Source organism: Mycolicibacter nonchromogenicus, assembly GCF_002101775.1.
Lineage (GTDB): Bacteria > Actinomycetota > Actinomycetes > Mycobacteriales > Mycobacteriaceae > Mycobacterium > Mycobacterium nonchromogenicum.
In genome coordinates this window covers 54,032-68,574 of sequence record NZ_LQPI01000063.1, presented here as the reverse complement: position 1 = coordinate 68,574, position 14,543 = coordinate 54,032, and the positions used below count along the sequence as shown (strand labels likewise).

The window sequence follows — 14,543 nt, the reverse complement described above, 5'->3', positions numbered from 1 at the left end:
AGTCCGGCACCACCATTGCCACCCCCGCCACTGACCTGACCACCGTTGGCGCCGTTGCCCGCTGCGCCGGCAGCGCCACCGTTGCCGCTGACGCTGTTGCCCCCGGCACCACCGTCACCACCGCTGCCGCCGGTGCCGCCGTTGGCTCCGCCCGTGGCTCCGTGCGCCCCGGCACCTCCGGCGCCGCCGTTACCGCTGACACTGCTTCCGCCCGCGCCACCGGAACCGCCAGATCCGCTGTTGCCGTTGACCACATCGGTGGCCGCCCCAGCTTCCCCGCCGTTCCCGCCAGCCCCGCCATCGGCGGCCCCACCGCTATTGCCGCCTGCGCCGCCAGCGCCCCCCGCGCCGCCGTACGAGCTGCCGGTGCCACCGCGACCGCCGTCGGCGCCCTTGGCGGCAATTCCGGTCTGGCTGTCGCCCCCGGTGCCACCAGCCCCGCCTATGCCACCAAATTCAGCGCCGTCGGCGCCGTTGCCGGCTCGACCCGCAGCGCCGCCATTGCCACTGATGCTGTTTCCGCCGGCCCCGCCAGCACCGCCTGCACTGCCTGCTCTAATGCCCGCCGTTCCGTCGGAGCCTGCTCCGCCGGCACCTCCGTTACCGCTGACGCTGTCCCCGCCGGAACCTCCAGCGCCGCCGACGCCCGCCACACCAATGTTCTCGGTGGCGACGCCGCCGGCTCCGCCGTTGCCTCCGGCGCCCCCGTGGGCAGAACCACTGCTGGCACCACCAGCGCCACCATTGCCGCCCGCCCCTGCTGCGTATACGGCATCGCCACCCCGGCCACCGTCGGCTCCCGTACCGGCCGTGCCACTTTGGCTGGTGCCGCCCGCACCACCGCTACCGCCTGCTCCGCCGTAGGCGCCTAAGCCATCCAAGTACCGGCTGTTGCCGCCGTTACCGCCCAACCCTCCAGCGCCACCGCTACCGCTGACGGTGTTTCCGCCCACCCCGCCGTCGCCGCCGGCCCCAGCCAGGATGCCGCGTCCGCCGTCGCCTCCGGAACCACCGGCACCGGCGCTGCCTGCGACGCTGTCCCCACCGGCACCGCCCAGACCACCGGCGCCGGCAATGGGGACGGCGGTCAGTTCGGCGCCGCTGAGCTCGGTGTCTCCCCCGAGTCCGCCTACCCCACCCGTACCGCCGGCAACAGCACCTGCACCGCCGTTGCCGCCAACACCGCCGGCCCCGCCATCCACGTCCGTGCCGGTGCCGCCGACAACCCCGTTGCCGCCGTTTCCGCCGATCCCCGTACCGCCGGAACCGCCGTAGCCCCCAGCCCCACCATTGCCACCGGCGGTACCGACCCCGTCGAAGCCGTCCCCGCCCTTGCCGCCGTTGCCCCCATTGGCGACCGCACCGGCCACGCCCCCGACACCACCTGCCGCGCCCGCGTTGCCGGCGTCGCCGCCGTTACCGCCGGCGCCACCGTGGATGAAGTCGGCTGTGCCGTCAGCCCCCGCGCCGCCGGATCCGCCGGCGCCGGCCGCCCCCACCATTGCCACCGTTGCCTCCGACGCCGTTGTTCGTACCGGCCACGCCGGTGGCCCCGGCCGCGCCGTCACCGCCCTCCCCCCCGGCGCCGCCCACGCCGCCGGTACCGCCGTTACCACCCGTGCCGGTCAGCAGTCCGCCCCGGCCACCGGCACCACCGGTTCCACCGATACCGCCACTCTCACCGAAGGTTCCGCTGCTGCCGGCGAGGATCCCATCGAGTCCGCTGATTCCGACCAGCCCGGTGCCGCCGTCGCCCCCGTTTCCGCCGTCGCCCCACAACCAGTTGCCAGCCCCGCCAACGCCGCCGGAACCCCCCACTCCACCGGCTCCGCCGTCACCCCCGTCACCGAACATCCAGCCGCCGGCACCACCTGCGCCACCGTCACCGCCGTCGTAGCCGTCGCCGCCGGTACCACCGTTACCCCACATGCCGGCCATGCCGCCGGTATAGCCATCGACATGGTCGAGAGTCCCGGCAGCACCAATACCGCCGTCACCGGCCAGGAATCCGCCATCACCCAAGTCGCCGATGCCCGGTAGCCAACCGAAGAGCGAGTCGTTGGTGCCGGTGAAGAAGTCCTCCCCGTCGCCGATCATCACCCGGCCGAACAGGCTCACCGAAACGTCGTTGAGCCAGTCCAGCAGCGGATCATTCGACGTGTCCAGCGCCGGTGAACTCTCCGACAAACCCGCGCTCCACCACCCCCACGGATCGGTAGCTGCAGCGGGACTGTCGCCGGTGGTGGCGTCGACGAACAACTCGATCAGCGGCGCGAACAGGTCGTCGAAATCTGCCCTGGCTGACGGAGCCGGTGCCGACGCGAACCCCATCGCCATGGCTGCACCGACCGCCGAGGCCGCCCCAAGTCCCCGCCGAGCAGCCCCGCGTCGGCTTACCCTGTTCCCGCTCTTACCGACCATCTGGGACTCCCCGCACTCACGGAACCCGCAGTCGGGCGCCTCGACGAAATCGCTGATAGTGCTACAAGCTATGCGTCTGCTTTCACCGAGCGCATCAGGGAAAACCCTTGCATAGGCCGCCGCCGAGTCGCGGCCAATTCCATATTCCCAGTTCGCGCACAGCACAAATCAGCCCGCGAGACGCCTTCCGAAACTAAGGTCGACTAAGTGACGATTCGCCTTGGCTTCCAGATTCCCAACTTCTCCTACGGCACCGACGTTTCGGAGCTGTTCCCCACCGTGATCGCGCAGGCCCGCGAGGCCGAGGCCGCCGGTTTCGACGTGGTCTTCCTGATGGACCACTTCTATCAACTGCCCATGCTGGGCTCCCCCGATCAGCCGATGCTCGAGGCCTACACCGCCCTGGGGGCGTTGGCGACTGCCACCGAACGGGTCCAGCTGGGCACCCTGGTCACCGGCAACACCTACCGCAACCCGGCCCTGCTGGCCAAGATCATCACCACGCTCGATGTGGTCAGTGCCGGCCGCGCCATCCTGGGTATCGGCACCGGGTGGTTCGAGCTCGAACACGACCAACTGGGTTTCGAGTTCGGCACCTTCACCGACCGGTTCCACCGGCTCGACGAGGCGCTGCAGATCATCCTGCCGATGATCCGCGGTGAGCGGCCCACGTTCGAAGGCAAGTGGTACCGCACCCGCGAGGCGATGGCCGAACCCCGCTTCCGCGACCATATTCCGTTGTTAATCGGCGGCAGCGGTGAGAAGAAGACGATCCCGTTGGCAGCGCGCCACTTCGATCACCTCAACCTCATCACCGGATTCGACGAACTGCCGGCGAAGGTGGACGCGATCCGGCGCAGCTGCGACGAGGTGGGCCGCGACCCGGCCACTCTGGAAACAACCATGCTGCTCACCGCGCTGGCCGGCGAGAACCTGACCGCCGATCAGATTCCCGCCCAGATTGCTCAGCGGGCGGTGGCCGGCAGCCCCGAATCGATCGCCGAGCAGATCAAGACCAAGGTGCTCGATGCCGGCGTGGGCGGGGTGACCATCAACATCCCCAGCAGCGCCCCCGGGGTGATCACCAAGGTCGGTGCGGCGTTGCGCGCGGTGCTCGACGCCTGACCGCGGCTCAGCCCAGCCCGGTCAGCCCTCACCACTCTGACGTGCGGCAGCAAGCATGCGATGGCCGCTGGCCTGCAGATGCTCCCGCATCCTCTCGGCGGTTTGAGCAGCATCGCGAGAGGTGGCGGCGTCGGCTATGCCCGCCAGCGCGGACTGTATGGCCGTGACGTCATCGAAGGCCGAGGTGAGCTCATGCGAGCGCCCGCCAAAACCCTGCTGAACCCAACCGAACATCAGGGCCAGGGCCCGATTGTGTGTCGCATGGATGAGCACCCCGAAGAAGGCGAGCTCCGCCGCCTGTAGTGCTTCAGGGGTGTCTGCGGCTCGCACGAACTCCAACGTGGGGTACAGCGCGGCGAGATCCTCCGGCGTACCGCGGCTGATGGCCAAGTCGCCGATGAGCAGTCCGAGCGCCTCCCGGATCTCAAGCAGTTCAGCCAAGAAGTCGGGGCCCAGCTTGCGCAACAGCACCTCGACGATCGCCGGATCTGTCAAGGCCGCGGGCTCGCGCACCAGGTTGCCGCTGCCCTGACGCGCTTCGATCAAACCCATGTGCTGCAGCCGTGCCAGCGCCTGGCGCAGCGACGTCCGGTTCACACCGAGTTGTTCGGCCAGGTCACGCTCGGGCGGCAGCACCGAACCCGGCGGAAAAGCACCGTCAACGATCGCCTCGATGATTGACGTCGCGATCTGCTCGTCGAGGCGCTGACGTTGCGGTTGCGGAATTGGGCTTGACTGGTTCATTGGCTCAACCAATATAGTACGCAAGATGACGCCCAACGAACTGGCTTTGGCCGCCGCGGCCCGATGGCGTGGACAATCCGGTCGCCTCGAGGTGTGGTACGCAACCCTGTCCGATCCGGTGAGCCACGCCGGCCTGTGGGTCCACCACGAAGTTGTGGCACCGGCCGACGGCAGCCCGCCGTTCACGCACGGGTGGATCACGTGGTTCCCGGCCCAGGGCGAACCACACACTCAGCGGTTCGGCCCCGAACCGCTGAGGGCCCCCCACCACGACGACAGCTGGTACCGGGGCGCGGGTGGTCGGGTCGCGCCCGGTTCCCTGGTCGGGCGCGCCGGTGCGATGGACTGGGACCTGCGCTGGACCGACCCCGGACCGCCGCTGTGGACTTTCCCGCGGTTCATCTGGGAGCGCGAGCTGCTGCCCGGCGCTCAGGTGGTACTGGCGCCGGCCGCGGAATTTCGGGGAACGTTGTCGGTGAACGGAACTCCCCACAAGATCAGCGGATGGCGCGGCGCGGTGTCGCACATCTACGGTCACGGAAACGCCGAGCGGTGGGGCTGGATCCACGCCGACCTCGGCGGACCGGACGCGCTGGAGGTGGTCACCGCGGTGTCGCGGCGGCCGGGCCTGCGTGCACTGCGGCCCGTGGCGTTCATCCGCTTGCGCACCGACGGCCGGGACTGGCCGGGCAGCACCCTGCCGGCCATCCGGGTCCGAACCGCCCTCGATCTTCCAAATTGGCAATTGGAGGGACGAATCGGCAAGCACGACATACGAATACGGGTGAATCAGCCCGCCGACCGCTGCGTCAGCCTGCGCTATCAGGACCCCGACGGCGCCACCGCGGTGTGCACCAACACCGAACAGGCCGACATCCACGTCGAGATCAGCCACCGCCGGCGCGGCGTCCGCACTGTCGATCGCAGTTGGTCATTGCTGGGAACCGGCCACGCCGAGATCGGCTTCCGTGGCGATGCCGCGCCGGCCGTCAACGAAAGGATGCACGGATGAGTTTTCTGCTGGACCCACCGATGCTGGTCGCCGCCGGCGTTTTGATCGAGCGCGAAGTGGACGCCGAGCAGCGCGATCTCGCCGAGGCCGCTGTGCTGGGCACCTTCTTCGGCGCGTCCTTCGGGCTGTACAACAACGTCCCCGGCCTGGGCATGATGTGGCGGCCGTTCGGCTCACGCGACGGCCGAGACTTCATGTGGAACAGCGGGATTCTGCGGCTTCGCACCGAGTCACTGGGATGGCGCGGGCATGCGCTCGCCGCGGCGATCTTCGCGACCTATCCGCTGTTCCTCAAGGTGGGTCGGCGTCTCGGGCGGCGCCATTCCCCCGGCGCGCTGGCTTCCGTTTCGTGAAACTCGCCGATCACGCCGCGGCGGCGTTCGGATCCGCCCTATTACCCGAGGAGTACGGCGGCCCCCCACCGGCTGTGCTCGTCACGCGGGTCGATCGCTATGTCCGCCAGCTGCCGACCTCAACCCGGTTGGCGGTACGCGCCGGGCTGCTGTCGGTGGCGGCAGGAAGCTACCTCGGGACTGGTCACACGTCGCGTCGTCTCTCTGCGGAAGCCCGAGCCGACGTACTGCGCCGCATCGCCGGCCTGGGCGCAGCCACCGAGACAGCGGTCGACGGACTCAAGGCGGTTGTTCTACTGGCCAACGGCGCTGACGCCTACGCCGACGAACTGATTGCGCAGGCAAAGCGCACCCCCGTGGTGCGCCCCGACGCAACGCTTTCCCTCACCACCTCCGCCGAAGCTGCCGCGGTGATCCGGGCCGATGCCGTGGTCGTCGGATCCGGTGCCGGCGGCGCTATGGTCGCCCGCACACTGGCTCGCGCGGGCCTGGACACGGTGGCGCTGGAGGAGGGCCGGCGCTGGACCGCCGAAGAATTCCGCAACACACACCCGATGGACCGCTACGCGGGCCTCTACCGCGGCGGGGGCGCAACGATCGCGCTCGGCCGCCCGCCGGTCGTGCTGCCCATCGGGCGTGCGGTCGGCGGCACCACCGTGGTGAATTCGGGTACTTGCTATCGACCACCGGAAGCGGTGCAACAGCGATGGCGAGATCAGTACGGTCTGGCCCTTGCCGACCCGGGCGTGCTGACTCCGCTCCTCGACGACGTTGAGGCGACGCTGCAGGTCGGTCCGGTTCCCTCGGACATCATGGGCCGCAATGGTTCTCTGCTGCTTCAAGGCGCGGCGGCCCTGGGCTGGCGTGCCGGGCCGATCACTCGCAACGCCCCCGGCTGCGAGGGCTGCTGCCAATGCGCCCTGGGCTGCCCACGCAACGCGAAATTCGGGGTGCACCTCAACGCGCTACCCCAGGCGTGCAGTGCCGGCGCCCGAATCATTTCGCACGCCCGCGTGACCCGGGTGCTGCATGCCCGCGGACGTACCCGCGGGGTGCGGGTACTGCGGCCCGACGGCTCGGAATTCGAGGTGATCGCGCCGACGGTTGTGGTCGCCAGTGGCGCCACCGAAACGCCAAGGCTGCTCTGGCGCAGTCGCCTAGGCGGCCATCCCCGGCTCGGCCGCAATCTCGCCCTGCATCCGTCGGTCCCACTGGCCGGCCGTTTCGAGGAAGAGGTGTACGCCTGGCGCGGGGTGCTGCAAAGCGCCGCCGTCGAAGAGTTGCACCACTCGCAGGGCATTTTGATCGAGGCCACCGCGACCCCGCCCGGCATGGGGTCGATGGTGTTTCCCGGTTATGGCCGTGACCTCCTGGGCTGGCTCGACCGCGCACACCATGTCGCGTCGGTGGGCGCCATGGTGGCCGACGAGGGCGTCGGTCGGGTGGTCCGATCGGCGCGGGGCCCGACCCTGCTGCGCTATGCCATCACCGATCGGGATCTGGCCAAGCTGGTGTGGGCCCTAGAGGCGATGGGCCGTGTGCTGTTCGCCGCCGGCGCGGTGGAGGTCCTGACCGGCCTTCCCTCGGCGCCCACCGTTTCCTCGATGGACGAGTTGAGTGACGTCCTGCGCCGGTCCGATCCACGACGCCTTCATCTGGCCGCATTCCACCCGACCGGTACCGCTGCCGCCGGAAGTGACGAGCAACTCTGTCCGGTCGATGCGCACGGAAGACTGCGGGGCGTCGAGGGAGTCTGGGTGGCCGATGCCTCCATCTTGCCCAGCTGCCCCGAGGTCAACCCGCAGGTGTCCATCATGGCATTGGCACTGGCGGTGGCCGAGCAGGTTGTGGAGTCACGGAATTGAGCAGCGAGAGCGGCTACCCCAGCACCGTGTGCATCAGCATCACGTCGTAGGCGTTCCACAGCGACAGCGTGAAGTACACGTCCTTGCCCGTCGACCAAGGGTGTACGTAGGGCGCGTAGATGCCGCCGGGAATCTGGCCGGTGGGGATGAGCGTCTGCTCAGCGCTCCACGGCCCCTGCGGTGTGGGCGCGGTGCGAGCCACCACGTCATTGCCGCCGTTGCCGTACAGCGCCAGGTACTGCCGCAGGTAGGTGTTGTACTGCACCGACATCTCGCCCACCGGGCCGGGAATCACCGGCGTCGCCGCGGCCGGGTTGCCCGGCACCCACGATCCGCTGTCGCCGTTCCAGTACTGGTACGTCGAGAGGTCGGGAATGCTGCGTTCGGGCACCCGCGACAGGTACGCCGAGCCGCCGCGGCCGGACGGGGTTCCATAGGAGTACAGGTAGCCGTCATTGCCGCGCAGGAACGCGCCCATCTGGAATTTCTCATTGCCGGGGACGAATCGTGCCCGCGGGACGTTCTCCTGCGACGTCGAACGCACCGTTCCCGGGTAGACGCCCCAGGTTTCGCCGTTGTCGTTGGAGACTGCGAGCGCCGAGTAGTTGGTGGACCATTCGCCGTCACGTCCCCAGTGCTTGATGGACATGAAATTCATGTACTGGTTGCCGGCGATCCCGATGGCGGCGGTGGGGATCATGCCCTCCTGGTGCGGGGCCAGTTGCACCGCGGGCAGGATCTGCTTGGAGAAATTGGCCTGCCGCAGTGGCGATCCCGAGTACTTGTTGCCCATGACTGCCGGGGCGATGGTGATCCCGTCGGCCAGGTTGTTGTCCTGGGTGCGGAATAGCACGTTCTGGCGCCATTGCTTGCCCTGGATACGGCAGTAGCCGAAGGTGTCACCGAACGCCATGAGGATCTGACGGTTGGCGGGATCGCCGTTGTCCCAGGGGATTCCGAGGTCGGTGCCGGAGACGCCGAAGCGCTGCAGGGTCTGGTTGGGGCTGTTAGGCCCGGTCACCCACTCCACCAGCGAGGTCTGGGCGCCGGCGATGGCACCGACCGGATCGGCGGTCGACAGGCCCGGGTCTGCGCCGACGGCGGGTACGGGCTGGGCCGGTTGCGCGACGTTCGGCACGGCTTGACCGCCGGGAGCCGGGGCCGGTGGCACCACTGCGGCCTGCTGCCGGATTGTGCCGTTCGGGTTGATCAGCGCGGCGATCAGCGGGCCCAGTTTGGGCAGCGGCGCCTGATCATTGGTGCCGCGGGGCCGCCGACCGGTGGGCAACTGGCCGGCGCCGGTGCTCGGGGATCCCGGCGGCGGCTCGACATTGGCCTCGGGGGCGTTGCAGGTGGCCGCGTTCGCCGACGCGACCTCGCCGGCGGCGACCATTCCCAGCACGACGACCGGCACCATCGCCGCCGAGACGATTCGCCGTGTCGCCGCCATGTCACACCTTTCCCAGGACCCGCTCCCGGGCCTCCCACCACTGTGACGATAGTGATTTCTGAGACTGGAGTGGCACCCGGTGAACGATAGAGACGTATCCGTGACGGTGTCGCAATCAGCGGATTGCCCACTCAGCCCGATCGGTTGACCTCAGCGACCACATCCGCGACGCAGCGCAGTTGCCCCAGGTCAGAGCTGGTCGGGATCAGGTGAACCTCGTCGGTACCCACCGCCGCAAACCGGCGCAGCACCTCGACCAGCTCCTCCGGGCTGCCGGCCCAGCCGGTGGTGGGCGCCATCGCCTCCACATACTCGGCGGGAATCCAGTTCATGTAGCGCAGCAGGTGGCGGCGCACCTGATCGCGGGCGTCGTCACCATCGCCCAACGCAAACCAGAACGACGTCGCCAGATGCGGCTTGGCCCGGCCCGCCTGCCGCCAGGCGTCGCGGGCGACGTCGAACAGGTCGTTCTGTTTGGCGATGTCGAGGTCCATGGTGATGCCGGCCAGGCCCTCGGCCCAGGTCGCCGCGCTGCGCACGGTCTTGGGCCCGATGGTTCCGACCAGCAGGGGTGGCCCGCCGTGTTGAGTCGGGGCCGGCCCCACCGGCAGCACCGACTTGGTGATCTTCTCCCCCGCCCACACGCGCCGCATGACTGCCACCGCGGCGGCCAGCTCGCCCATCTTCTGCCTGGCCGGATCGGCGCCCACGGCGCGGTAGTCCTCGTCGCGGCCGCCGATGCCCAGCCCGACGGTCAGTCGGCCACCGCTGAGCAGGTCGGCGGTGGACAGCGCTTTGGCGAGCATGACGGGGTCGTGCAACTGCGGGACGATCACCGTGGTCACCAGCCGCACCCGTTCGGTCCAAGCCGACAGTGCACCCAGCAGGGTCAGGCTGTCGGGGTTGGTGAAGGCGATCCGCTCGCCCCAACACAACGACGAAAACGGCCCCTCGTCTACGGCCCGCGCCCAGTCCCGCAGCAACGTTGCGTCCAGGTCCGGTTCCATCACCGGCATGGTCATCCCCACCTGCATGACCGCGATTGTGGCACGGGCCGCGTGCGCGGCCGACACTGAAGGAATGGGCATCTCCTTTAACCACACGATCGTGGCCGCGCACGACAAGCGCGCCTCAGCAGAGTTTCTGGCCGAGCTGTTCGGCCTGCCCGCGCCGCAGCCGTTCGGCCACTTCCAGGTTGTCGCGCTTGACCATCAGGCCAGCCTCGATTACGCCGAGGTGCCCGCGGGAGAAGAGATCCACCCGCAGCACTACGCGTTCTTGGTCTCCGAGTCCGACTTCGATGCGATCTACGCCAAGATCTCCGAGCGCGGGCTGGAGCACTGGGCGGACCCGCGGGGCGAACGCCCGGGCGAGATCAACCACAATGACGGCGGCCGCGGGGTGTATTTCCGCGACCCGGGTGGTCACTACCTGGAGATCCTCACCCGGCCGTATGGGACCGGCGGTTAGCCGGCGGTCAGCGAGGCTCGACGCAGGAGAGCCGAAGCTGGACCGCCGCATCAGCCCCGCGTGTGGCCGCGCTGGCGTTCCTGGGTTCGGTAATCGGCGGCCAGTTCGGCGACGTGGGTGGGCAGCTCGCCCGAGGCGACGTCAGCCAGGCTGGTCTCTTCAAGCACCGAGCGCATGCTGGCCCGCAATGCCCGCCACACGTCGGTCAACGCGGCAGTCGGGCCGGAATAGGGCAGGTCGCCCATGCCGATATCGCGAACGCTGGCCAGCGGACCGTCGATGCAGCGCAGCACATCCGCGACGCTGATCGCCGTGGCCGCCCGGGCCAACTCGTAGCCGCCGTCGCGGCCGCGCTGGCTGCGCACCAGCCGATCGGTGCGCAGATCGGACAGGATATCGACGAGGAATTGAGCCGGAATGCCCTGCGCGGCCGCGATCTCATCGGTCTTGATCAGCGCGCCGGGTTCGGCGGTGGCCAGGTGGACCATCGCTCGCACCGCGTATTCCGCCTTGGCCGACATGCGCATTACGAGAATTCTTCCATCTGGCGGCTCAACCGATCGCTGCGAGGACGGCTTGCGCGTACTCGGGGCGACACACCACAAGATCGGGCAGCAGCGGGTCCGCCCGGTTGTAGACCAGTGGCGACCCGTCGATGCGCGAGGTGTGCAGGCCTGCGGCCCGGGCCACTGCCACCGGGGCGGCCGAGTCCCACTCGTACTGCCCGCCTGCGTGCACGTAGACATCGGTGGTGCCCGCCACCACCGAGGCCACCTTCACCCCGGCCGAGCCCATCGGTACCAGCACGCCGTCCAACCGCTCGCGAACCGTTTCGGCGATCGCCGGCGGGCGGCTGCGCGACACCGCGATGCGGGGCGCGCCGGCGTAGGCGGGCGGTGCGGAAACCGTCGGGGTCACCAGCGTGGTGTTCCTCGCGGGCAGGGCCACTGCCCCGGCGGACAATTCGCCGGATTCCCACAGCGCTACGTGCACGGCCCAATCGTCACGGCCGAGTTCGCTGAATTCCCGGGTGCCGTCGAGCGGATCGACGATCCACACGCGCTCGGCACTGAGCCGCACCGGGTTGTCGGCACCCTCCTCCGACAGCACCGCGTCGCCGGGCCGCTCACTTGCCAAGGCCGCCATCAGGAACTCGTGCGAACGCTGGTCGCCGGCGGCTTTGCGCTCCTTTGGGTCGGCATCGGCCAGTTCCTCGCGGACCCGCAACAGCAGCCGGCCCGCCTCGGCGGCGAGGTGGCCGGCCAGCTGGTGATCGTTCACGCGCGGGCGTCGATCGCCGCGATGACCTGGCGGGCCTGCTCGTCGATGCTGTGCTGCGAGGTCAACCGCACGTCGGGGTTCCGCGGCCGTTGATACGGGCTGTCGATACCGGTGAAGTGCGTGATCAGGCCGGCGCGCGCCTTCGCGTACAGCCCCTTGGGGTCACGCTGCTCGCATTCCTCGAGCGAGGTGTCGCAGAACACCTCGATGAAGTCGAACCCGGCATCGGAGTGCACCTGACGGGCCAGCTGGCGCTGCTCGATCAGCGGGCTGATCGCCGGCACCAGCACGATCTGACCGGAGTCGGCCAGCAGGGTGGCCACGTGCGCCAGGCGGCGCAGGTTCTCGGAACGGTCAGCCATCGAGAAGCCCAGGTCGGCGTTGAGGCCGTGCCGCAGATTGTCGCCGTCGAGAACGTATGCGGGCGTTCCCCTTTCGAGCAGCAACTGCTCGACGCGCATCGCCACCGACGACTTGCCCGCACCCGACAGGCCGGTCAACCACACGGTGCGGCCCTTCGACAACCGGTCTGTCGCGGTGACCAGCGACTGGTGCCGCACGATGTTGGGGTTCGCCGCCCGCGGCGACACCTCGCGCAGCACCATGCCCGCGGCCACCGTGCCGTTGGTGGCCTGGTCGATCAGGATGAACGAGCCGGTGGCGTCGTTGCGGGTGAACTCATCGAGCATCAACGGCACCTGCGAGCGCAGCGACACACGGCCGAGCTCGTTGAGCTTCAGGGTGTTCGCGTCTTTGTCGCGGTGCAGGGTGTTGACGTCGAGGCGGTAATCCAGTGCCATCACCTTCACCCGGGTGGTCCGGGTGGTGTGCTTGATGATGTAGTCGTTGCCCGGCTGCAGCGTGGCACCGTCGGCCATCCAACACACGGTGGCGTCGAAGTCCTGGACCACGCGCGGCTGATTGTTGGTGCGGGCGATCATGTCGCCGCGGGAGATGTCGATGTCGTCGGTGAGGCTGACCGAGACGGCCATCGGCGGAAACGCTTCGGCCACTGCCCCGTTGGGGCCCTCGATCGCCGCTATTCGGCTCGGCTTGCCCGAGGGCAGCACCACGATGTCGTCGCCGGGACGCAGCACACCGCTGGCCACCGTGCCGGCGTAGCTGCGGTGATCGGCATGCTCGTGGGTCTGCGGGCGGATCACGTACTGCACGGGGAACCGCACGTCGACCAGGTTGCGGTCACCGGCGATGTAGACCTCTTCGAGGTGCGACAGCAGTGCCGGACCGTCGTAGTAGGGCGTCTTGTCGGACTTGGTCACCACGTTGTCGCCGTGCAGCGCCGAGATCGGGATGGTCGTCACGTCGTGCACATCCAGGCGAGTGGCGAACGAATGGAAGTCGTCCCGGATCGCCTCGAATTTCTCGGCGTCCCAGTCGATCAGGTCCATCTTGTTGACGGCCAGCACGATGTGGTGGATCCCCAGCAGCGACGCCAGGAAGGTGTGCCGGCGCGACTGCTCCTGTAGCCCGTGACGGGCGTCCACCAGCACGATCGCCAGTTGGGCGGTCGAGGCGCCGGTCACCATGTTGCGGGTGTACTGGATGTGCCCCGGGGTGTCGGCGATGATGAATTTCCGTTTGGGCGTTGCGAAATAGCGGTAGGCGACATCGATGGTGATGCCCTGCTCGCGTTCGGCGCGCAGACCGTCGGTCACCAGGGCCAGGTCGGTGTAGTCGTTGCCGCGCTCCCGGGACGTGCGCTCGACCGAGGCCAGCTGGTCCTCCATGACGGCCTTGGAGTCGAACAGCAGGCGGCCGATCAGCGTGGACTTGCCGTCGTCGACCGACCCGGCCGTGGCGATTCGAAGCAGCGTGGTTGCCGCGCCCATCAGAAATACCCCTGCCTCTTGCGGTCTTCCATGCCTGCTTCGGAGATCCGGTCGTCGGCGCGAGTCGCCCCCCGCTCGGTCAGCCGGGACACCGCAGTTTCGTCGATCACCTCTTGGACGGTGGCCGCCGTGGACTCCACGCAACCGGTGCAGGTGACGTCTCCGACGGTGCGGAATCGGACCGAGGTCTCAAACACCTCTTCACCGTCGACGGGACGCAGGAACTCGTGGTCGGCCAGCAGCATCCCGTCGCGCCGGAACACCTTGCGCTGATGCGCAAAATAGATGGACGGCAAGGTGATTTCCTCGGCGCCGATGTAGGACCAGATGTCGAACTCGGTCCAATTGGACAGCGGGAACGCCCGGATGTGCTCGCCCGCCCGATGCCGGCCGTTGTAGAGGTTCCACAGCTCGGGCCGCTGGGCCTTGGGGTCCCACTGGCCGAACTCGTCACGGAAGCTGAACACCCGCTCCTTGGCGCGGGCCTTCTCCTCGTCACGACGAGCACCGCCGAACGCGGCGTCGAACTTGTTCTCGCGAATCGCCCGCAGCAGGGTGACGGTCTGCAGCGGGTTGCGCGACGGCCCGTCGTCGACCACCCGTCCGGCGTCGATGTCGTCTTGCACCGACGCGACCACCAGCCGGACCCCGGTCGCCGCGACCAGCTCGTCGCGCGCGGCGATGACCTCTTCGAAGTTGTGACCGGTGTCGACATGCATCACCGGGAACGGCAGCCGGCCCGGCGCGAACGCCTTGACGGCCAGATGCAGCATGACGATCGAGTCCTTACCGCCGGAGAACAGCAGTACCGGACGCTCGAACTCCGCCGCCACCTCCCGGATGATGTGGATGGCCTCGGCCTCCAGCGTGCGCAGATGCGTGAGCTGATACTGCCCGGCCGTGGCGGCCTCGGGGGCCGCGGTGACGTTACTGGTCATGACTTCCTTGCCAGGGATACCCGATAATCTTGGT

At 68.8% G+C, this 14,543-nt stretch carries 13 protein-coding genes and 1 pseudogene; 5 read left to right on the top strand and 9 right to left on the bottom strand.

What is annotated here, in order from left to right:
- Together AWC18_RS22255 and AWC18_RS22250 are read right to left on the bottom strand one after the other, a co-directional pair.
- Positions 1–1,502, bottom strand: a pseudogene (locus AWC18_RS22255) (PE family protein); the annotation flags it as partial.
- A complete protein-coding gene (locus tag AWC18_RS22250) occupies positions 1,456–2,337 on the bottom strand; it encodes a PGRS repeat-containing protein (protein ID WP_109560123.1) in 882 nt (293 codons plus the stop codon). The pseudogene AWC18_RS22255 and the gene AWC18_RS22250, both read right to left, overlap by 47 nt.
- 291 nt (positions 2,338–2,628) lie before the next feature.
- Here AWC18_RS22250 and AWC18_RS17220 point away from each other — a divergent pair, with 291 nt between their 5' ends.
- Entirely contained in the window at positions 2,629–3,546 is a 918-nt protein-coding gene (locus AWC18_RS17220; RefSeq protein ID WP_085139521.1) for an LLM class F420-dependent oxidoreductase, read from the top strand.
- A 21-nt stretch (positions 3,547–3,567) separates the two neighbouring features.
- On the opposite strand, the gene AWC18_RS17215 is transcribed toward AWC18_RS17220, so the two are convergent.
- The gene (locus AWC18_RS17215) at positions 3,568–4,290 is read right to left on the bottom strand and encodes a FadR/GntR family transcriptional regulator (protein WP_085139520.1); all 723 of its coding nucleotides are present in this window, start codon (positions 4,288–4,290) and stop codon (positions 3,568–3,570) included.
- A gap of 25 nt (positions 4,291–4,315) precedes the next feature.
- Between AWC18_RS17215 and AWC18_RS17210 the strand changes: the two genes are divergently transcribed.
- The 3 genes from AWC18_RS17210 to AWC18_RS17200 are packed head-to-tail and all read left to right on the top strand — an operon-like array spanning position 4,316 to position 7,520.
- Positions 4,316–5,302, top strand: a complete 987-nt coding sequence (locus AWC18_RS17210) for a tocopherol cyclase family protein (RefSeq protein WP_085139519.1) — start codon at positions 4,316–4,318, stop codon at positions 5,300–5,302.
- On the top strand, positions 5,299–5,655 hold the full coding sequence (locus tag AWC18_RS17205) for a hypothetical protein (protein ID WP_085139518.1): 357 nt from the start codon (positions 5,299–5,301) through the stop codon (positions 5,653–5,655). Before AWC18_RS17210 ends, AWC18_RS17205 begins: the two co-directional genes overlap by 4 nt.
- Positions 5,652–7,520: a GMC family oxidoreductase gene (locus AWC18_RS17200; RefSeq protein ID WP_234806569.1), complete on the top strand. Its 1,869-nt coding sequence runs from the start codon at positions 5,652–5,654 to the stop codon at positions 7,518–7,520. The genes AWC18_RS17205 and AWC18_RS17200 overlap by 4 nt, the downstream gene beginning before the upstream one ends.
- Positions 7,521–7,533: 13 nt before the next feature.
- Here AWC18_RS17200 and AWC18_RS17195 read toward each other — a convergent pair whose 3' ends face one another.
- Together AWC18_RS17195 and AWC18_RS17190 are read right to left on the bottom strand one after the other, a co-directional pair.
- Positions 7,534–8,970, bottom strand: coding sequence for a glycoside hydrolase family 183 protein (locus tag AWC18_RS17195; protein WP_085139516.1), 1,437 nt, complete (start codon positions 8,968–8,970; stop codon positions 7,534–7,536).
- A 131-nt stretch (positions 8,971–9,101) separates the two neighbouring features.
- Positions 9,102–10,004 carry an LLM class flavin-dependent oxidoreductase gene (locus tag AWC18_RS17190; protein WP_085139528.1) on the bottom strand — a complete coding sequence of 301 codons (903 nt, stop codon included), beginning with the start codon at positions 10,002–10,004 and terminating at the stop codon, positions 9,102–9,104.
- A gap of 46 nt (positions 10,005–10,050) precedes the next feature.
- Between AWC18_RS17190 and AWC18_RS17185 the strand changes: the two genes are divergently transcribed.
- Entirely contained in the window at positions 10,051–10,440 is a 390-nt protein-coding gene (locus AWC18_RS17185; protein WP_085139527.1) for a VOC family protein, read from the top strand.
- 50 nt (positions 10,441–10,490) lie between these two features.
- On the opposite strand, the gene AWC18_RS17180 is transcribed toward AWC18_RS17185, so the two are convergent.
- The 4 genes from AWC18_RS17180 to cysD are packed head-to-tail and all read right to left on the bottom strand — an operon-like array spanning position 10,491 to position 14,509.
- A complete protein-coding gene (locus AWC18_RS17180; protein WP_085139515.1) occupies positions 10,491–10,967 on the bottom strand; it encodes an Rrf2 family transcriptional regulator in 477 nt (158 codons plus the stop codon).
- A gap of 25 nt (positions 10,968–10,992) precedes the next feature.
- Entirely contained in the window at positions 10,993–11,721 is a 729-nt protein-coding gene (locus AWC18_RS17175; RefSeq protein WP_085139514.1) for a 3'(2'),5'-bisphosphate nucleotidase CysQ, read from the bottom strand.
- Positions 11,718–13,571 carry a sulfate adenylyltransferase subunit CysN gene (cysN, locus tag AWC18_RS17170; protein ID WP_085139513.1) on the bottom strand — a complete coding sequence of 618 codons (1,854 nt, stop codon included), beginning with the start codon at positions 13,569–13,571 and terminating at the stop codon, positions 11,718–11,720. The genes AWC18_RS17175 and cysN overlap by 4 nt, the downstream gene beginning before the upstream one ends.
- The gene (cysD, locus tag AWC18_RS17165; RefSeq protein WP_085139512.1) at positions 13,571–14,509 is read right to left on the bottom strand and encodes a sulfate adenylyltransferase subunit CysD; all 939 of its coding nucleotides are present in this window, start codon (positions 14,507–14,509) and stop codon (positions 13,571–13,573) included. The genes cysN and cysD overlap by 1 nt, the downstream gene beginning before the upstream one ends.
- Between the last annotated feature and the right edge of the window lie 34 nt (positions 14,510–14,543).